General features: G+C 44.5%; 18 protein-coding genes and 1 tRNA gene. 2 read left to right on the forward strand and 17 right to left on the reverse strand.

Going from position 1 to position 20971, the window contains the following annotated elements; all coding sequences use genetic code 11:
- Positions 1-48: 48 nt before the first annotated feature.
- The 3 genes from hrpA to lon form a co-directional block, all read right to left on the reverse strand.
- Positions 49-4020: an ATP-dependent RNA helicase HrpA gene (gene hrpA, locus B143_RS0106590; protein WP_018122671.1), complete on the reverse strand. Its 3972-nt coding sequence runs from the start codon at positions 4018-4020 to the stop codon at positions 49-51.
- A gap of 103 nt (positions 4021-4123) precedes the next feature.
- Positions 4124-4420: an HU family DNA-binding protein gene (locus tag B143_RS0106595; RefSeq protein ID WP_008315325.1), complete on the reverse strand. Its 297-nt coding sequence runs from the start codon at positions 4418-4420 to the stop codon at positions 4124-4126.
- A gap of 102 nt (positions 4421-4522) precedes the next feature.
- The gene (gene lon / locus B143_RS0106600; RefSeq protein WP_018122672.1) at positions 4523-7003 is read right to left on the reverse strand and encodes an endopeptidase La; all 2481 of its coding nucleotides are present in this window, start codon (positions 7001-7003) and stop codon (positions 4523-4525) included.
- A 156-nt stretch (positions 7004-7159) separates the two neighbouring features.
- Between lon and uvrB the strand changes: the two genes are divergently transcribed.
- Entirely contained in the window at positions 7160-9154 is a 1995-nt protein-coding gene (gene uvrB, locus B143_RS0106605) for an excinuclease ABC subunit UvrB (protein WP_018122673.1), read from the forward strand.
- Positions 9155-9210: 56 nt separating this feature from the next.
- Here the strand turns inward: uvrB and B143_RS0106610 are convergent, their stop codons facing one another.
- The 14 genes from B143_RS0106610 to tpiA form a co-directional block, all read right to left on the reverse strand.
- A complete protein-coding gene (locus B143_RS0106610) occupies positions 9211-9756 on the reverse strand; it encodes a pilin (protein WP_018122674.1) in 546 nt (181 codons plus the stop codon).
- A 144-nt stretch (positions 9757-9900) separates the two neighbouring features.
- Positions 9901-10842, reverse strand: coding sequence for a DNA polymerase III subunit delta' (gene holB, locus B143_RS0106615; RefSeq protein ID WP_018122675.1), 942 nt, complete (start codon positions 10840-10842; stop codon positions 9901-9903).
- On the reverse strand, positions 10839-11450 hold the full coding sequence (gene tmk, locus B143_RS0106620) for a dTMP kinase (RefSeq protein ID WP_018122676.1): 612 nt from the start codon (positions 11448-11450) through the stop codon (positions 10839-10841). Before tmk ends, holB begins: the two co-directional genes overlap by 4 nt.
- A 2-nt stretch (positions 11451-11452) precedes the next feature.
- On the reverse strand, positions 11453-12529 hold the full coding sequence (mltG, locus tag B143_RS0106625; protein ID WP_018122677.1) for an endolytic transglycosylase MltG: 1077 nt from the start codon (positions 12527-12529) through the stop codon (positions 11453-11455).
- Positions 12529-13770: a beta-ketoacyl-ACP synthase II gene (gene fabF, locus B143_RS0106630; RefSeq protein WP_008315333.1), complete on the reverse strand. Its 1242-nt coding sequence runs from the start codon at positions 13768-13770 to the stop codon at positions 12529-12531. The genes mltG and fabF overlap by 1 nt, the downstream gene beginning before the upstream one ends.
- 123 nt (positions 13771-13893) lie before the next feature.
- Entirely contained in the window at positions 13894-14133 is a 240-nt protein-coding gene (gene acpP, locus B143_RS0106635; RefSeq protein ID WP_018122678.1) for an acyl carrier protein, read from the reverse strand.
- A gap of 104 nt (positions 14134-14237) precedes the next feature.
- Entirely contained in the window at positions 14238-14972 is a 735-nt protein-coding gene (gene fabG, locus B143_RS0106640; RefSeq protein WP_018122679.1) for a 3-oxoacyl-ACP reductase FabG, read from the reverse strand.
- A 12-nt stretch (positions 14973-14984) separates the two neighbouring features.
- On the reverse strand, positions 14985-15698 hold the full coding sequence (zapD, locus tag B143_RS0106645) for a cell division protein ZapD (protein WP_018122680.1): 714 nt from the start codon (positions 15696-15698) through the stop codon (positions 14985-14987).
- A 3-nt stretch (positions 15699-15701) separates the two neighbouring features.
- Complete coding sequence (gene coaE, locus B143_RS0106650; RefSeq protein ID WP_018122681.1) at positions 15702-16331, reverse strand: dephospho-CoA kinase; 630 nt, start codon at positions 16329-16331, stop codon at positions 15702-15704.
- A complete protein-coding gene (locus B143_RS0106655) occupies positions 16328-17257 on the reverse strand; it encodes a prepilin peptidase (protein WP_018122682.1) in 930 nt (309 codons plus the stop codon). The genes coaE and B143_RS0106655 overlap by 4 nt, the downstream gene beginning before the upstream one ends.
- On the reverse strand, positions 17257-18474 hold the full coding sequence (locus B143_RS0106660) for a type II secretion system F family protein (protein ID WP_008315339.1): 1218 nt from the start codon (positions 18472-18474) through the stop codon (positions 17257-17259). Before B143_RS0106660 ends, B143_RS0106655 begins: the two co-directional genes overlap by 1 nt.
- A 25-nt stretch (positions 18475-18499) precedes the next feature.
- Positions 18500-18584: transfer RNA gene (locus B143_RS0106665), tRNA-Leu, on the reverse strand.
- A 70-nt stretch (positions 18585-18654) separates the two neighbouring features.
- Positions 18655-19002: a preprotein translocase subunit SecG gene (gene secG, locus B143_RS0106670; protein WP_008315341.1), complete on the reverse strand. Its 348-nt coding sequence runs from the start codon at positions 19000-19002 to the stop codon at positions 18655-18657.
- A 15-nt stretch (positions 19003-19017) separates the two neighbouring features.
- Positions 19018-19770, reverse strand: a complete 753-nt coding sequence (gene tpiA / locus B143_RS0106675) for a triose-phosphate isomerase (RefSeq protein ID WP_018122683.1) — start codon at positions 19768-19770, stop codon at positions 19018-19020.
- A 149-nt stretch (positions 19771-19919) separates the two neighbouring features.
- Here tpiA and B143_RS0106680 point away from each other — a divergent pair, with 149 nt between their 5' ends.
- The gene (locus B143_RS0106680; RefSeq protein WP_026165755.1) at positions 19920-20966 is read left to right on the forward strand and encodes a rod shape-determining protein; all 1047 of its coding nucleotides are present in this window, start codon (positions 19920-19922) and stop codon (positions 20964-20966) included.
- The last annotated feature ends 5 nt before the right edge of the window (positions 20967-20971 follow it).

Raw genomic sequence — 20971 nt, forward strand, 5'->3', positions numbered from 1 at the left:
TTCTAACTGATCCGTTGAGGGCTGCAAAACAGAGATGAAAAATCAATTCTACCGCTGATTCTTCATCATCAAATCGAGGGCTTCCCACACTTTATTGAGGCGCTTTTCTGACACTGGCACCGCCGTTTTCATTGGCTGTGCGAATAAAGAGACAGCAAGTTCCTCAATCATCCAACGATATTCCACCACTTCAGGGATGTTGCCAAACTTCTCCACCGCTTTTGCAAGTTGTGATAGATGGTTGGCAATGATCTTAGCATGAGCCTCATCACGGCTGATGTTTTGGCTAAAGCGCTCGACACGCACCGCCATCGCTTTTAAATAACGCGGCAATTGTGCACGCCAAAAGGCAGGTGTTTCACTGATGAAGCCAGCATAAATGAGGCGATCTTTCGCTTTTTGAATGGGCTTATCAATCAATGCGCGATTCATCGGGTGCAACGCACGCAGCGCATCGGAGACTTTTTCACTCTCCATAAAGATTTCAATCACCAGTTTTGTCAAATCAGTGGCTTGACGCACAATGCCTTTACGCATCGTATCAATGAGCTGATTGAAGGTTTTTGCATCGCGCGGCAACGTGGCTTCATCGAGATAATCGCGAATCACCGCCTTCATCAAATCCTCTTTTAAAATCGTCTCATTGCCCACTTGCCTAAACATCAACGCGAGCTTGCCAAACTGCGGCCATTGCTTTTGTAGGTACTTCACCTCTTGGCGAAGGGCTTTTAAACTGAGCTCAATCAAAGTGTGTAAATGTGCACGGCTCGCTTCACTTTGTCGATCATAAAGTTTTGCTTTGAGTCCATCTTCTGACGCTTCAAGCGCCACGTAACCAACCAATTGAATGCCATTGCGCGTAAATTTCACCTCTGGCTCAATCACCCAATTGTCATCAGTAAAGGGACGAGTTTGCGGTTCACTGTGCACCACCTTTTCAGCCGGCACAGCTTTTTTGCGCTTTTTCGATGGGGATTCTGTCGCCACCAATTGCTGGAAGGCTGATTCTGCCTTGTGGGAGAATTTCTTTTGCAATGCATCAAGCTCGCGCCCTTGCCCAAGGGTTTTGCCACCGGCATCAATGATGCGAATGTTCATCCGTAAGTGCTTTGGTAATGCTTTTTCATCAAATTCATGGGGCTCAATCTCAATGCCACGCAAACGCTGAATGATGGTTTGCAGCTGAAAATAGAGATTGCCTTCGGCAAATTCAATGGCATTAAAAATCTCTGCGGCAAAATCTGGCAGCGGCACAAATTGACGGCGATAACTTTTAGGCAATGTGCGCAGCAACTCCGTAATTTTCTCTAAAATCAAACCATGAGAGAGCCAATCTAAACGGGTTTGATCCAATAAATTCAGCGCGGCTAAGGGCACCAACAGCGTCATGCCATCATCTTCTGCCGCAGGATCAAAAAGATATTGAGCATTGAGTTTTAAGCCATTAAGCTCTAGCACCTCTGGAAACTCTTCTAAATTCAGATCCTCATCATGGGCTAAAATGTCGCGCTCTGAGAAAATCAGCGCATCATTATTCGCTTTGACTTGGCACCATTTCTCCAGCTTTTTAACGCTGTAACAATCCTTTGGCAAGCGCGCATCGTACCATTCATAGAGCACCACTTCTTCCGCTAAAATGTCACGGCGGCGGGTTTTATCCTCCATCGTTTCCACTTTTTCAATGGTGGCACGATTTTTACGATAAAACGCTGCACGCGTGGCAATGTCATCTTGAATCAAGCCTTCTTTGATCATCAATTCGCGGGACAATTCAGGATTAATGGCGCCAAAGCTCACTCGACGATTGCGAATGATGGCTAAATTGAAGAGAAATACCGTCTCTTCTGCCACCGCTTGCCCCTGCTTTTTGCTCCAATGCGGTTCATTGTATTGAGATTTAATTAAATGGCTGCCAATGATCTCTAGCCATTCAGGCTTAATGCCTGCACACATGCGCGCATACACTTGGGACGTTTCCACAATCTCCATCGCCATCAACCATTTTGGTGGCTTTTTATATAAGCTTGAGCCAGGGAAAATGCGGAACTTTTGTCCCATTGCGCCTTGATAAGCGCCCTCTTCACCCAATGCACCAATGTGATCTAACAAACCCACCAATAAGGATTGATGGATCAAATCACTGTTAAAGGCAGGAAAATCATAATCACCCGTTTGTGTTTCTGCCAATGTTGGCAAATCATTGAGGCGCACATCACTTGATTTGAGCATCTCGCGGATCTGCTGATAAAGCTCAAACCATTCACGCATGCGCATAAAAGAGATAAAATGCTGACGGCACAATTCACGCAAATAAGATTGAGAGTTGCCCTTCACCGTGTTTTGATACCAGAACCATAAATTCAAATAGCCCATAAAGTCGGACTGTTTATCCTTAAAAAGGCGATGCTTCTCATCGGCAGCTTGTTGTTTATCAATCGGACGTTCATTTGGGTTTTGGATGGATAATAGCGCCACCAAAATCAACATCTCGTGTGCCACGCCTAGCTCTGCGCCTTTAAAGATCATCGCGCCAAAGCGTGGATCAAGTGGCAGCAGTGCCAATTGGCGCCCTAAGCGCGTCAAACGGCTTTGATCATCAATCGCTTTGATCTCTCGAAGCGCCATGTAACCCTCTTTGATCTGACGGGCTTCTGGCGGTTCAATAAAGGTAAAATCTTCCGGATTGCCTAAGCGCAAATGCGCCATTTGTAGAATGACGGATGCCAATTGCGTGCGCTTAATTTCAGGATCTAAAAAGAGCGGACGCGCCTCAAAATCCTCGCGGCTAAATAAACGAATGGCAATGCCTTCGCTCACACGCCCACAACGACCGCTGCGCTGATTTGCAGAAGCTTGGGCAATCGGCTCAATCAACAAGCGCTGCAAGCGTGAACGCGGGCTATAACGGCTGATGCGCGCAATGCCTGAATCAATCACATATTTAATGCCCGGCACGGTTAAAGAGGTTTCGGCAACGTTGGTCGCAAGCACAATGCGCAGTTTATGATGCGGTTTAAAAATGCGATTTTGCTCAGCATTGCTTAAACGGGAAAAGAGCGGCAACACATCATAATGCCGTGAAAATTCTTTAGACAATACATCGGCAGCATCACGGATTTCGCGCTCCCCAGGTAAAAAGACCAAAATATCCCCAGGTTGCTCTGTGCTCAGCTCATGCACCGCTGCGGTGATGCCTTCAATGAGGCTTAAGTCATCACCTTCGCTCTCTTGAATGAGCGGGCGATAACGAATCTCCACAGGATAAGTGCGCCCTGATACATTGATAATGGGCACAGAATGGTGCGGTGTTTTAAAAAATGTGGCAAATTTCTCAGGATCAATGGTCGCCGATGTAATGATGACTTTCAAATCACGGCGTTTTTCTAAAATGCGTTTTAAAATGCCAAGCAAAAAGTCAATGTTCAATGAGCGTTCATGGGCTTCATCGATGATGATCACTTCATATTGATTCAGATAAGGATCTTTGGTGAGTTCTGCGAGCAAAATACCATCGGTCATGAGTTTGACAGTGGTCTCTGGCGCTGTTTGATCGGCAAAGCGCATCTTATAACCCACAAAGCCGCCAATGGGCACATGCAACTCTTCTGCGATGCGATCGGCAACACTGCGCGCCGCTAAACGTCTTGGTTGCGTATGGCCAATCAGCCCACGCGCACCTAAACCAAGTTCTAAACAGAATTTCGCCAATTGCGTGGTTTTCCCTGAGCCTGTTTCCCCGCACACCACAATGACAGGATGCGCCTCAAGCGCCGCTTTGATCTCATCGCGCGCCGCATAAATGGGTAAAGATTCATTGTAATTAATCTCGGGAAACGCCGCTTTTTTGGCAAGCACGCATTCAGCGGAAGTCATCATATCCGTTGCCAATGCCTCTAAGGCTTGTGGCTCATCACCGCGCGATTTTTTTAATGTGTGTAATGCTCGGCGAAAGGTGTGGGCGCGTTTGCACTCAGTGTTCGGCAACAGTTCAAACAGAGATGATAAAGAAATTTGACTCATGGCTCATTCAATCAGTATGAAAATAAGCCCATAGGATAGCACATAAAAAAACTCTAACTCGAACGTGTCGAATTAGAGCTTGTTCAGATAAAAAAACTAAAAATTATTTAGCTTTTTTTGCAGAACCGTTCACCGCATCTTTCAAGCCTTTACCAGCTTTGAATGCAGGTACTTTAGAAGCTTTGATTTCAATTGTTTTAGATGGGTTACGTGGATCGCGACCTGTGCGTGCTGCACGATCACGTACTGAGAAAGTACCAAAACCGATCAACGTTACGCTATCACCAGCTTGTAAAGTTTCTTTGATTGTTTCCATTACTGCATCAACTGTTTTCGCAGCTGATACTTTGCTAATTTCCGCTTTTTCTGCAACCGCAGCAATCAATTCTGTTTTGTTCATAAAATACCTACCTAGTTTATTATCACATTTGAATGACTGCTCCCCTATTCTGGGGAGCTCAATATGCTTTATACGTTGCAATTACTGGCGAGTCAAGAAATTTTAGCAGTGTTTTTCAACACTCTTGACGTTAGTCACAGGCACAGAAAAGTCATTTAAACCGCTATATCGTTGAAATCCTTCATTTTTCTCGATATTTTTCACAAAAGCATGAGAAACCACCTCATAAAAATGTGACACCGGAATAATGGTCAATTGAGCCTTGATTTCTGTCGGTACGTCTTCTAAATCCTTCACATTTTCCTCAGGAATGAGCACCTTTTTAAGGCCAGCACGGGCAGCCGCGAGAAGCTTTTCTTTCAAGCCGCCAATGGCTAAAATATGACCGCGCAATGTCACTTCACCTGTCATGCCAATGTCCGCACGAATCGCTTGATTCAACAAGGCTGATAAAATGGCAACCGTGATGGCACCACCAGCGCTTGGCCCATCTTTTGGCACAGCACCTTCTGGCGCATGCACATGAATGTCGATCTTATCGGCAAAATCATCCGCTAAACCATAAGATTTCGCGCGGGCACGAATGAGGCTCATGGCGGTGCGCATGGATTCTTTCATCACATCGCCTAAGCTGCCTGTCGTAATGAGATTGCCTTTCCCCGGCATCACTTCCACTTCAATGCCAAGCAATTCACCGCCTAATTGCGTCCAAGCCAAGCCATTGACATAGCCCACTTGATCCTCTTTTTCCTTCACGCCAAAACGGAAACGCGGCACACCTAAATATTGTTCAAGCAATGCTTTGGTCAATACAATGGTTGGATGCTCACTGACCTTCACTTTTGCTTTGCCTTTCCCTTTATGAGCAGCTTCACCAGCTTTAAGGATGTCTTTAATCGCTTTACGGCAGATTTTCGCAATTTGACGATCTAAAGAGCGTACGCCGGCTTCTTTCGTATATAAACGAATGATGTCGAGCAATAGATCATCCGAGATCTCAATGGCATTCTCTTTTAACTTGTGCTCTTTTAACTGCTTTGGCAACAAGTAATTTTTCGCGATGTCGAGTTTTTCAAGTTCTGTGTAACTTGATAATTCGATGATCTCCATGCGATCACGCAAAGGACCTGGAATGTTAAAGCTATTGGCCGTTGCGATGAACATCACTTCTGATAAATCCACATCTACATCTAAGTAATGATCATTGAATGTTGAGTTTTGCTCAGGATCTAACACTTCAAGCATGGCATGGGCAGGATCACCTTTGTAATCAGAACCCATTTTGTCGATCTCATCTAAAAGCATCAACGGATTTTTGGTTTTTGCTTTTGCCAGCATCTGCACAATTTTACCCGGCAATGCGCCAATGTATGTCCGGCGATGACCACGAATTTCTGATTCATCATGCACGCCGCCTAAACTCATGCGCACCAATTCACGCCCGGTGGCTTCAGCAATTGAGCGCGCCAATGTGGTTTTACCCACGCCCGGCGGGCCAATTAAACATAAAATATTGCCCTTCACGCTTTTCGTATGATTCGTGACCGCTAAATATTCTAAAATGCGATCCTTCACTTTATCTAAGCCTGAGTGATCTTGATCTAAACGCTCTTCTGCTTTAGTGATGTCATATTTAAGACGCGAGCGCTGATTCCATGGCATTTTCAATAGCCAATCGATGTACGTGCGCGCAACGGTGCCTTCTGATGACATCGCCGGCATGGATTTTAAGCGTTTGAGCTCAAGCAATGCTTTCTCTTCTGCCTCTTTTGGCATTTTTGCCGCAATGATCTGCTCTTCGAGCTGATCTAACTCAGATAAACCGGTGTCATTTAGATCATCAAGCTCGCTACGGATCGCTTTGATCTGCTCGTTTAAATAGTATTCGCGCTGATTCTTGCTCATCTGTTTTTGCACAGAGGCTTGAATGCGGTTTTGTGTCTCAAGCACATCCACTTCATAGGTGAGCTGAGAGACTAAATTTTTCACCAATTGCCCAATCGTATCCTCTTCAAGGATCTCTTGCTTTTTCGCAATCGATACAGGCAAATAGTTGATCACCTTCACGGCTAAACTATATAAATCTTCTTCATTTTTCAGATGCTTTAAGAGATCTTCTGGCACTTTTGTGAGGCTTGCCACATTGTTAAAGAGATTGCGAATGACATTGCCATACACTTTTGCTAGGTTTTCGGACAAATCTTCTTCAACGGGCACCACTTCATAATCAGCCATACAATGATCATTCTCTTCATCATCTTTTGCTGCCACTTGTGTAATGCCATGTAATTTAACGCGCTCTTCAGTTTCCACGAGCACTTTATAGGTACCATCTTCGATCTGCACTTTTTGGATAATGCGCCCGATCACGCCTGTACCGTAAACACTCTCCATGTTCACAGTTTCGCTATCCATTGAAATATGAGTCACTAAGATAACTTCATTATTAAAATGCTCAGCAGCCTGTAGTGCACCCATAGATAGAGGGCGACCAATTAAAAGTGGTACGGTTAATGTCGGAAACACCACCAAATCACGAATTGCAATCATTGGACGCTGATGAACTTCTGGGGAATGTGACATAATATAATAACGACTCCAAAATAATTTTTAGATAACGATCGGTAAACTTTACCATCGTAACTGATTTTTTAAATCATACAATTTAAATTTCACACTTGTATATGAATGGTGGCAACACCATTAAAATTCAATCTTTATTGAGAATATTTTATCAAAATGAACGCATTTGAACTCAACAGTCACTATCAGCCCGCGGGGGACCAACCGCTTGCCATCCGAAGTTTGATCGATGGATTAAACAATGGCTTAGCGGCACAAACGCTGCTTGGGGTTACCGGTTCAGGCAAAACCTTCACCATGGCGAACATTATCGCACAAACGCAGCGCCCTGCCATCATTTTGGCGCCAAATAAAACATTGGCCGCCCAGCTCTATGGCGAAATGAAAGCGTTTTTCCCAAATAATGCCGTGGAATACTTTGTCTCTTACTACGATTATTATCAACCGGAAGCTTATGTGGCAGCATCGGACACTTACATTGAAAAAGATGCGTCCGTCAATGATCACATTGAGCAAATGCGCCTCTCTGCCACGAAGGCAATTTTAGAGCGCAATGACACCATCATTGTGGCGACGGTTTCCGCCATTTATGGGCTTGGGGATAAAGATCATTATATGAAGATGATTTTGCATCTCTCCGTCGGTGAAGTGATCGATCAGCGCAGCATCTTAAAGCGCCTTGCTGAACTGCAATACACCCGCAATGATACCGTATTAGAGCGCGGGCATTTTCGTGTGCGTGGTGATGTCATTGATGTATTCCCCGCAGAAAGTGAGCGCTATGCTGTACGCATTGAATTGTTTGATGACGAGGTGGAGCGCTTAAGCTTTTTTGATCCATTAACAGGACACATTGAGCGCAAAGTACCCCGTTTAACCGTTTATCCTTCCAGCCATTATGTGACGCCAAGAGAAACCTTGTTAGGTGCGATTGATGGCATTAAGGCGGAACTTGTGCAGCAGCTTGAACATTTACGCGCACAGGATAAATTAGTGGAAGCCCAGCGCCTTGAGCAACGCACGCGTTTTGACCTTGAGATGATTGTGGAATTAGGCTATTGCCAAGGCATCGAAAACTATTCCCGTTATCTCTCCGGCAGAAATCCTGGTGCCGCGCCGCCCACGCTGTTTGATTATCTTCCTGACAATGCGCTGCTGTTCATTGATGAATCCCACGTCACCATTCCGCAAATTGGCGCGATGTATAAAGGGGATCGCTCCCGTAAAGAGAATTTGGTCACTTATGGCTTTCGCTTGCCTTCAGCACTCGACAATCGCCCATTGCGATTTGATGAGTTTGAAAAACTGATGCCTCAATCCATATTCGTTTCAGCAACGCCAAGCACCTATGAAGCTGAACATGCAGACAACATCGCCGAACAAGTGGTGCGCCCCACAGGATTGCTTGATCCCATCATTGAAGTGCGCCCGGCCGATACACAAGTTGATGATGTGTTGAGTGAAATTTACAACCGCGCGGCTAAAAATGAGCGCGTGCTCATCACCACCTTGACCAAACGCATGAGCGAGGATTTGACGGACTTTTTAAGTGAGCATCAAGTGAAAGTACGATATTTGCACTCGGACATTGATACCGTCGAGCGCACCGAGATCATCCGTGATCTGCGCTTAGGTATGTTTGATGTGTTAGTGGGCATTAACCTGCTGCGTGAAGGGCTCGACATTCCCGAGGTTTCCCTTGTGGCGATTTTAGATGCGGATAAAGAGGGCTTTTTGCGCTCTGAGCGTTCGCTCATCCAAACCATTGGGCGCGCGGCGCGCAATTCAGAAGGTAAAGCGATTTTATACGCCAATAAAATCACCAAAGCGATGGCCGTTGCCATTGAGGAGACGGAAAGACGGCGCGCAAAGCAGGAAGCATACAATGCGCTTCATGGCATTACGCCCACAACCGTGCATAAAAAAGTGGCGGACATTATGGAAGGCGCCCGTGACATCACTGAACAAAATGATGAGCGACAAATTTGGTCACCTGACATTGATCTCCATCAAGTGCAAGATCCCAAAACTGTCACCGCTCAAATTGCAGTGCTTGAAAAAGCGATGATGGAACACGCGAAAAACCTAGAATTTGAGGAGGCTGCCCGCGTGCGGGACCAAATCGAGCACCTTAGACGCACGCTCATTTAATCTAAGCAATAAAAAACCCCGCGAAGCGGGGTCTTTATTAATCATAAAACTAATTATTATTGTTCAGCAATTTGAGTACGACAATTCGTTGGCAACCATTTAGTCACAATTGCATCCCCTTTAGCTCTACAAACCCATTTAACAGCGCCTTGGTTAGCAGCAGCATCAGCAATCACAGGTGCGATTGTTAAAACATCGTCACCAGCAGCAGCAGTAGCAGCGGTCTTATGTCCAGCTACACCTTTAGTACCTGTTACTTTCTCATTATATTGGATATAAATATTAGTTACATCGTCAGCAGCAGTCTTTACAGCAGCATCTTTAGCACCTGTATCCAAACCAATATTAACAGAGCTAACTGATTGACCTGTAATTAGATCACCTTCAGGAAGCTGAGCTTCAGCATTATCTTTCGCCCAAGTGCCAGCAGTAGTATATTGCTCAGTTGCAGCAAGTTTAGCAGCTGTAGCCAATGACATACCTTCAGAAACATATGTACGTTTTGTGTAATCTTGGTATGCAGGCAATGCAAACATAGATAAAATACCGATGATGGCAACAACGATCATTAACTCAATTAATGTAAAACCTTTTTGTAACATAACAACTCCTAAATAAATTAGTTTAAAATTAATATTAGTCTGTCAGACATGCTTTTAATAAAGCACAAACCATGCCAATAATATATTTTATATAAATATCAATAAGATAAAAATGAGGTGACTGAATTGCCGCCCAATTTTGGTCTAAGGAGTGACAAATTTTGTCAGCCAATCTTGGATGAGCCACTCTTGTTTGACAGTGGTATCCGATAAATGCATCAAGCGAATGAACGCATCATAAAGTTCCATCAGCTTTTGTGGTGCAATTGCATTGAGCCCTGCAATGTTGCCCTGCCCCTTTAATGCTTGTGAGAGCCACAAATGAATGGCATGACTGGCAAGCGCCCAATTTTTTGTCATGATCTCCACAAGCTCAGGATTATAAATGGGCTGCTGCACAAATTTATCAAACTGTTTTTGCAGTGTTGTCACTGTGTCTAAGCCATCGCTCGCTAACAATGCTTGAGCTTGTAAAGGGCGATTGTAGCTCAGCGCCATTGCTTGCTCGATGATGGGAGGCGCGGTATTTGGCAATGTTTGGCAAAGCCAGTCAAATGCCAAGGCAGTATCATGCAGCGTCAAAGGTAAACGTTGACAACGACTGGTGATGGTGATGGGTAATTTTTTGGGATAATTGCTCACTAAAATCAAGTAGCAATTGGGCGTCGGCTCTTCTAACGTTTTTAACAGCGCATTGGCCGCATTGACATTCATCTCATCGGCATTGTGGATCACGATCACTTTACGCCCCGTTTCACTGGTCATTTGCGCAAATTGAATGAGCTGACGAATTTGGTCAATCTTAATCACTTGGCTTTTTTCTTCCGTCATCACAGCTAAATAATCCGGATGATTGCCGCGCTTTAACCACACACAACTTTGGCACTGCCCGCACGGCTCATGATGGGTGCGATTTAAGCACAACATGCTTTGTGCCACATCTTCAGCAAACTGTTGTTTACCAATGCCTTGCTCACCGAGCATCAAAAGAGATTGCGGAAACTGCCCATGATCATAACGCGCCATTAACTCGGCTAAGGGCTGATCAAACCATGGCAATGAATGAAACGAAAGGGCTTGACTCATAGCAGCGGTTGCAACTGTTTTGTGATTTGCAAAGTGATCTCATCAATGCTTAATGCCGCATCAATGCGTTTAAATTGTGCCGGTCGCTTTGCGGCTTGCTCAGCATAGCCACTACGGACTTTGTCAAAAAAGCTCATGGCTTCTTGCTCAAAGCGATCGAGCGCATGGCGTTTTTCAGCGCGCGCCATACCTTCTGCCACATCAATGTCAAACCACAATGTGCAATCAGGGCGCAATGTGCCTTGCAGCCAATCTTCTAAATAGGCAATGCGGGAGACATCAATGGCGCGCCCTGCGGCTTGATAAGCATACGTTGCCTCTGTAAAGCGATCACACAATACCCAATCGCCCCGCAATAATGCCGGCTGAATCACCTGTTCAATGTGCTCTTTACGTGCGGCGAACATGAGTAATAATTCTGTTTCTGCCGTCATGTCATCATTTAAGAGTAAAGCACGAATCTTTTCAGACAAAGGTGTACCGCCCGGCTCTCTTGTGGTGATGACGGTTTTACTCTGCGATTCAAGCCAAGCTTTGAGCAATGGAATTTGCGTACTTTTGCCCGCGCCTTCCGTGCCCTCAAACGTAATGAAACGTCCTGTTTGCATGTTTAATTTCCATTATTTAAGCGCGCTCGATAATTGCGAACCGCTTGATTATGCTGCTCTAACGTTGCACTAAAAATATGCTCGCCCGAGCCATCGCCTTTGGCCACAAAGTAAAGGCTATTGCCCTCTTTAGGATTCGCTGCCGCATACACCGCCGCAACGCTTGGCATTGCAATCGGCGTTGGGGGCAAGCCATTACGCGTATAAGTGTTATATGGTGTATCGCGCTGAAGATCACTGCGATAAATCGTACCGCGATAGCGATCACCTAAACCATAAATCACCGTCGGATCTGTTTGTAAGCGCATGCCTTTTTGTAAGCGGCGCACAAAGACACCGGCAATTTCTGGGCGCTCATGGGCAACGCCTGTCTCTTTTTCAATGATCGAAGCGAGCGTTAATAATTCATGTTGATTCTTGATGGGTAAGTCTAAATCACGCTTTTCCCACACTTGATTGACAAACTGCTGCATGGATTCATAACTGCGCTTTAAAAGCTCAACATCCGTATACCCGCGCGGAAAGAGATACGTTTCCGGCATGAAGTAACCTTCATACGGCTGCCCTTTGTAACCAATAAATGCCATGATTTCATCGGGCGTCGCATCTTTTGGAATGGTTTGCACAATGTTCGGATGATTGATCATCGCATCGCGCATCTGTTTAAAATTCCAACCTTCCACCAAAGTAAAGCCGTATTGCATGCTGCGCCCTTTGATGACATTCGTCCAAAAATCCGCTGGTCGCATTTGATCGGTGATCTCATACTCACCGGCTTTAATGTCACTGAGTGTGCCGGTTAAGCGGCCATAGATTTTAAGGAAATTAGGATCCGTCGAAGGGATTTTCGCTTTTAATTCACGCAATAATGCATCGCTGTTCATGCCCGGTTTCACTTCCACCAAAATAGGCGTTTCGGTGGTGATCATGGGCGTTTTCATGTACGTTAAAAAGTTGTACCCAAATTGTGCGAGCCACAAAAAGAGCCCCACAAAGACCGCCAATAAAATGGCGCGCGAGAGCACATATTTAACGATGAACAGCAATGCTTTTTGAAGATAATGCAACAGTGATGCCATTAATCTTGCATCCTAGAGAAGATCAACGTGCCATTTGTGCCGCCAAAGCCAAAGGAGTTAGAGATGGCAACATCAATTTTGCGCGCTTGCGCCGTATGTGGCACCAAGTTGAGATCACACCCTTCATCCGGATTGTCTAAGTTAATGGTGGGCGGTGCAACATTGTCACGAATGGATAAAATCGCAAAGACAGCTTCAATCCCGCCAGCGGCACCTAATAAGTGACCGGTCATGGATTTTGTTGAGCTCATGGCCAGTTGATAGGCATGCTCACCAAAAATGGATTTTACAGCAGTTAATTCTGCCATGTCACCGAGCTTTGTGGATGTACCGTGCGCATTGATGTAATCAATGGCATCTGGATTCATTTTTGCATCATTCAATGCCATTTGCATACAGCGCGCTGCGCCTTCACCGTTTTCCATTGGCGAAGTGATGTGATAGGCATCACTGGTGGCACCAAAGCCCACCAATTCACAGTAAATGCGTGCACCGCGTTTTACAGCATGTTCGTAAGATTCTAAGATGATGACGCCGGCACCATCGCCAAGCACAAAGCCATCACGGTCTTTGTCCCACGGACGAGAGGCTTTTGTGGGTTCATCATTGCGAGAAGATAAGGCACGCGCAGCGGCAAAACCACCGATGCCTGTTGGGGTTGTGGCCATCTCTGCACCACCTGCGATCATCACATCGGCATCTCCATACGCAATCATGCGGGCTGCTAAACCAATGGAATGTGTCCCTGAGGCACATGCCGTCACAGCAGAAATGGAAGGGCCTTTAAATCCTGTCAAAATGGATAATTGACCAGGCAACATATTGATGATTGAACGTGGTACATAAAAAGGACTGATTCGATTCGGGCCTTTTTTCAATAAAGTTTCGCAGTTATCTTCAATGCCAGGCAAGCCACCAATGCCAGAGCCGAGCATCGCACCGATACGATCTGCATTGGCATCTGTGATTTCAAGACCTGCGTCTTTAATCGCATCCACCGCAGCGCCAATCCCGTATTGAATGAATAGATCCATACGTTTGGCATCTTTCGGATTCATGTATTTTGATACGTCAAAATCTTTGGTTGATGCCGAAAAAGTGACCGGATACCCTGTTGCATCAAATGCAGTAATGGGTGCAGCACCACTCACTCCAGCTAAAATATTCGTCCAAGCCGATTCCACAGTATTACCCAATGCAGAAACGATGCCTAAGCCTGTGACAACTACTCGCTGTTTCATAACCGATTTCCTTAATGTTTATATGATAAAAAAATAGAACGGTTTCATAAAACCTTTGAGTCCTATGAGAACCGCTCTATCGACAATTCTGACCAGATTATTCAAATTATGACATTGAATAAATTATTTATCTAAGTTTGCTGTCACGTAGTCAATTGCTTGTTGAACTGTTGTGATTTTTTCAGCTTCTTCATCTGGGATTTCACAATCAAACTCTTCTTCAAGAGCCATTACCAACTCAACTGTATCTAAAGAGTCCGCGCTTAGATCATCAATGAAAGAAGATGAATTTGTTACTTGATCTTCTTTCACTTGAAGTTGTTCCATAACAATCTTCTTAACACGTGCTTCGATATCGCTCATAATTTTAAAAATCCTTAACTTAATAAAAAATATAGGTATCAAATTACCAAATTGTATTTTAGAAAAAATGTTGCACAAAGTCCAAGACTTTTTCAAGTCCTGCACTATGGCATGTACATTCCACCGTTCACATGGATCGTTTCGCCAGTGATGTAACCTGACTCATCCGCCACTAAAAACTTCACTGCATTGGCAATATCTTCAGGTTGACCGAGCATATTCATTGGAATATTTTTGAGTAATGACTCTTTCACTGCATCTGGCAGATCTTTTGTCATATCGGTGTCAATAAACCCGGGCGCAACGCAGTTTACAGTAATACCACGGCTTGCAACTTCAATGGCCATGGATTTTGTAAAGCCGATCACACCTGCTTTTGCCGCTGCATAGTTCGTCTGCCCAGCATTGCCTGTTACACCCACGATGGAGGTAATGTTCACAATGCGGCCAAAACGCGCTTTCATCATATCGCGCATCACTGCTTTCGATAATTTATAAATACTGGTTAAGTTAGTCGTGATCACATCAGACCAATCTTGATCTTTCATTCTCATGAGTAACTGATCTTTTGTGATGCCTGCATTGTTCACCAATACAGAGATCGCGCCATGTTTTTCAGTGATGGCTTTTAAGACTGCATCAATGCTTTCGCTCTCTGCAACATTCAATACAAGCGCATCGCCATTGTCGCCTAAGAAGCCTTGAATGGTTGCCACACCATTTTCTGATGTTGCGGTGCCCACCACAAAGTAGTTCGCTGCCACTAAAGCTTCGGCAATTGCTTTACCAATCCCGCGAGTTGCGCCTGTTACCAATGCAATTTTCTTTTCTTGACTCATAAAAAACCTCTATTAACCACAACGTTCAACCACCATCTCTAAATCCTCTTTCACTTGCGTGACAGGATCAAAAGGTGATGTTTGTTCCATTAATCGAATGCTCAATTGCTGCTTATTGCCGCTGAACTCTGGGTAGATCATTTTATCTCCCATGTCTAGGCGCACCAATTCAGCGTCCCATTTTACCGTTTTGTAAAATAGTCCTTGTTTAAAATGGCACACTTCTTGATCTGACAAAGCGCGCAATATCGATAAAACATAATTCAATGCTTTTTCTGTGGGCGCAAACTGCTTAAACCAACGATCCATGTGCTCTAAACGTAATCCGTGCTCAAAACGCAACCAATGATGGAGATTTGGCAAATCAAATGCGCCCAATCCGCCGGTCATTTTCAAACGCTGACGAACCACATTTAAAAAGATGTTTTCTTTGACTTCATCAAAAGCTTTCACGCTGCCAAAGACTAAATCTTGGCTCAGTTCTTTCATCTCTTGACGCTGTGCGTCACTGATCTCTTCTTTATATTGCAAACGATCTAACTGTTTGATCATCTCAATTTTTAAATTATTTTTCGAGATCACTTCCACTAAATCCACCAATGCCGACAATGCTGCAATCGTGCTAAATGGATTGTCATACTCAATGTGCGACTGGCTCTGTTTAAACAGCATCTCCGCACGCAACAAACGGCGAACACCCTCACTGAGAGGAAATTCATAAATCATAAATCATGTCACCCTATTCTTAGATGGTGCTAGACTATACTGTTTATCTAACTGTTTCAATACTTTTTGCGTATATTCAGCATTCGTATTGAGGATGATTGTATTCGCTAAAGCCCTGCGCGCTTGATTGCTTGGTTGAGAATCAATGATGCGTTTTGCCAAGGTTTCATCAATGTGATCACGCGCCATCACGCGCTCAAGCTGTATTTCTTCATCCACTTCAATCACAAGAATTTGATCGGCCAGCGCGACATATGGCGAGCCTGCATGCAATAGAGGCACCACCACTAAATCATATGAGCCATCGCCTGTACCCAATAGATCTTGAACCCGCTGATGAATCAATGGGTGCATAATATTTTCCAGCGTCGTTTTATGGACGGGATCACTGAAAATCAATGCGCGCAATTGAACGCGGTCAATCACACCTTCTTTAAAAATTCCATCGCCAAAGGCAGCTTTAACCGCTGTGAGCGCTGTTTGAGAATAGGAATTGCCATCTTTTTGTAATAATTGACGCGCGATGACATCTGTATCAATCACATGGGCATTGAGCGTGCCCAAATAATTAGAGGCCAATGTTTTGCCAGAAGCAATGCCGCCCGTCAGAACGATGATCTGTCGATCCATCATGAGGCAAGATAGAAAAAGGTGTGGGGCTCAATGCCAAAGAGCACAATCAACAAGGCAGCGAGCGCTAAAAATGGCCCATACGGAATCATACGATTTTTAGAAATCATCATCACCGCAATGCCCACGATCGCACCACTGATGGAAGAGAGCAAAATCACATTAAAGAGATTGCCTAAACCCAGCCATGCGCCAAGGGCAGCCAAGAGTTTAAAGTCGCCATTGCCCATGCCATCACGACGCAAAATAAGGCGCGCCACTTGATTGATGAACCATAAAGATAAATAACCGACGATTGCACCTAAGAAGGCTTCCTGAAAATTGACATGAATCCAACCATAAAAACTCGACAATAAGCCAAGCCACATCAATGGTAAAGTCAATTGATCCGGTAATACATAGAATTTGAGGTCAATCAATGACAACGTCATCAAAATCCACATAAAAAAGACAAAGAGCGCGCCATTTAAATCTAAACCCGTCACGTAAATCACGGCAACTGTTAATAATCCACTGAATAACTCAACGAGCGGATATTGCACAGAAATAGGAGCATGACAGCCTGAACATTTGCCCCTTAAAAAGAGCCAACCTAAGACAGGAATGTTTTCATACGCGCGGATTTTATGCCCACAGTTTGGGCAGCTTGATGCAGGCGTTGCTAAATATAACAATCCTTTTGCCGGCAATACATCGTGCTTTGTTAAGAGTTGATCAGCATTGTTACGGGACAAAATGCGATCTAAAATCGGAATGCCACTTTTAAAACGATCGGGCTTTGCCGCCTCTTCACGCAAAAACTCTGAAATCACACGATAATCTTGATCAAACAGAATTTTAGGCAAACGATAGGCAACAACATTCAAAAAGCTGCCAATGGCAGCTCCGAGAATAAAAATTAAGATGAACAAGGGAATTTCTGCTTGCACTACATACCTTCAGCCATACTAAAGAGCGGTAAATACATCGCCACAACAATACCACCAACGAGCGAACCTAGAATCACAATCAAAATCGGTTCAATCATCGACATCATCGCGCCCACGGCATTGTCGATATCTTCCATGTATAAGTTTGAAACTTTATTTAACATTTCAGATAAGTTACCGGATTTTTCACCAATGCCCACCATGTAGCTCACCATATCGGGGAACATTTTTGATTGACGCATCGCAAAGTTTAACTCTTGCCCGATGGAGACGTTCGCATTAATTTTCTCAATTGCTTCTTTAAATACAGAGTTGCTTGTAGAATCAGCAACCGTTGTTAAGGCTGCAATCATTGGCGTACCTGCCTCATACATCGTCGCCAACGTACTTGCAAAGTTTGCACTGTTAGACAATACAATTAAATTACCGAAAATCGGGAGTTTAAGCACCACTTCATCGAATTTGCGTTTGAATTTTAAATTCGTGCGCAGTAAACGTTTAAAGAGATAAATGAAGACGCCAATGCCCATTAAGGTATAAATGAAGCCCCATGAGCGAATCCCTTCTGAAATGTTTACAACAAATTGCGTTGCGCCAGGTAATTCCCTGCCCTGCTCTTTAAACATGTCCGCAAAGACAGGCACCACTTTCCATAAAATTAAAGCGGTGATGCTCAACGCAATGAAAATAACGATGGCAGGATAGACCAATGCTTTTTTGATGGTCTTTTTAATGCGACTTGATTTTTCTAAGAAATCCGCAAGTTGCGCTAGAATGATTTCAAGTGTCCCTGAACGCTCACCGGCAGCCACTAAGCCCACATAGGTGCGATCAAAGATAAAAGGATGTTTTGCTAAAGCGTTCGACAAGCCACCACCGCGATCAACGTCGGTTTTGACTGTATACAATAATTCACTTAAAGCAATTTTAGATGCGCCTGAAGCCTGCATAGAGAGCGCTTCAGATAACGGTAGACCTGCTGCTAACATCGTCGCCAATTGGCGCGTGAAGAGCATAATGTCATCGGGCTTAACCTTACCGCCCTTACCTTTTTTGACTTTAGCTTTGACAATTTTGAGTGGTTGAATGCCTTGGGCGTTTAATAGAGATCTCACCTTAGTGGGAGACGCTGCTTTTAATACACCCTCAACACGATTACCTAACTTATCACGACCAACCCAATTATAGTCGACTTCTTTTCGATTATCTAAAGCCATAGGTTTCCATTCTTTATTAGTATAATGGTACCGACGCCCGGACTTGAACCGGGAAGCCTTTCAGCACTACCACCTCAAGGTAGCGTGTCTACCAATTCCACCACGCCGGCAATTAACTCAAACAGTATATATTAATTTTTCTATTTGTCTGCATAATTAATGCGCGATTTGCACATTAATTTATTTTGTTGAATTTTCTACAGGATCAACAGAAGGAACAGACAGATCTTCAATCGTTGGCACAATCGATACAGCTGGCACATCTAACACGCTCTCGCCTTCAACTGTGGCTTTTTTGCCATACAAGACCATCATGGAAAAACTGGTGAGGAAAAACACCACCACTAACCATTTTGTCATGCGTGCTAAAAAGTTACTTTTACCGGCAGCACCAAATACTGTACCAGAAGCTCCGCTACCAAAAGCCGTTCCTGCGTCTGCGCCTTTGCCGTGTTGAATCAAAACCAATCCGACAATACACAAAGCCACAATAACGTGAATCACTGTAATGATTGTTGTTAATACCATATTAAACCTTCAATGTTACTCAACACTTCGAATAATTTGTGAAAATACATCTGGTTTCAATGAAGCGCCGCCCACTAACACGCCATCAATATGGCTCATGGCCATATATTGTGCGGAGTTATCAGCTGTGACACTTCCACCATATAGAATACGTAAAGAATCGCGAATACTATCACTTTTACCAATTAATGTACAGAAAATAAACGCGTGCACTTCGTTGGCAATCTCTGCACTCGCTGACTTGCCTGTACCAATTGCCCAAACGGGCTCATAAGCCACAACAACGTTCTCAAATGCTTCCATGCCAATGCGCTGAACAACACTATTTAGCTGCGCTTCAATCACACTTTTCCAAGCATCGCTTTCGCGCTCTTCAAGGGTTTCACCCACACATAAAATTGGCGTCAAACCATTCTTAATGGCAAACTCTACTTTTTCTGCCACCACATCATTGGTTTCGCCAAAATATTGACGACGCTCTGAGTGACCGACAAGCACATATTGACAACCAATGTCTTTGAGCATTTTGCCAGAGACTTCACCGGTATAAGCACCTTGATCAAATTTTGCTAAATTTTGTGCACTGAGCTGAATTTTACTCTCTTTTGCCCACAATGCCACTTGAGGCAAATACACAAAAGGTGGCGCGATCACCACATCGTGATTGCTTTGATCGGCAGCATCTTTAATGCCATCGACGATGGTTTGAGCGAGCGCGATGTCGCCATTCATTTTCCAGTTTCCTGCAATCAACTTTTTCTTTTTCATAAGGCACCTATACATGTCTATTTTTAAAAGCCATTGTATGTTACTGCATTGTCACATTTTTTTATAGCCCCATAGGTTTATATTCCCTCAAAACCATGTAAAATGGGCACCTTATTTTTATTTTCCTGATGGCAGATGGACAAATTATGATACCAAAACGACTAAAGTCACTCTTCTCTTGTGATCTTTCAATCGACCTCGGAACAGCGAACACACTCATCTATGCTCGCGGACAGGGCATCATTTTAAATGAGCCGTCCGTTGTGGCTATGGAAAAAGATAAAAAAACAGGCCGTGAAAGAGTCGCCGCTGTCGGTCATGAAGCTAAACGCATGCTCGGCAGAACGCCAGATGGCATCGATGCTTACCGCCCTTTAAAAGATGGTGTGATTGCAGACATCGAGCGCACAGAAGACATGCTCGGCAGCTTCATCAATCGCGTATTGCATAAACGTGCCTTCATTAAACCCACGCCACGCATCATTGTTTGTGTACCATCAGGTGCGACCCATGTGGAAAAACGCGCCATCAAAGAAGCCACAGAAGCATCCGGCGCGATTGATGTTAAATTGATTCCTGAACCCATGGCCGCTGCCCTTGGCGCAGGCATTCCGGTTCACGAAGCCACCGGCTCAATGATTTTAGACATCGGTGGTGGTACCTCTGAAGTCGCGGTGATCTCCTTAACAGGGATTGTATATGCCAACTCCATTCGCATTGGCGGTGACCATTTTGATGAAGCCATTATTCAATATGTGCGCCGTAATTATGGCATGCTCATTGGTGAGCCAACCGCTGAACGCATCAAGCAAGATGTGGGCACAGCCTATCCACTCAATGAAGTGTTAGAGACACAAGTGCGTGGCCGTAACTTAAGCGAAGGCATTCCGCGCACATTTACCCTCACGTCCAATGAAATTTTAGAAGCCTTGATGGAGCCATTACAAGGCATCGTCAGTGCGGTGCGTTTAGCCCTTGAGCAAACACCCCCAGAATTGGCGGCTGACATCTCTGAACGCGGCATTGTCATCACCGGTGGCGGCGCGCTTTTACGCAACATCGATCTACTCATCTCGGAAGAGACAGGGTTAGATGCCATCATCGCAGATGATCCATTAACCTGTGTGGTGCGTGGCGGTGGTAAAGCCCTAGAAATGCAAGGCATGTATGGTTTAAACGCATTTGCACTTGAATAAATTGA

Origin of the sequence: Wohlfahrtiimonas chitiniclastica DSM 18708 (genome assembly GCF_000375345.1) — a bacterium.
Lineage (GTDB): Bacteria > Pseudomonadota > Gammaproteobacteria > Cardiobacteriales > Wohlfahrtiimonadaceae > Wohlfahrtiimonas > Wohlfahrtiimonas chitiniclastica.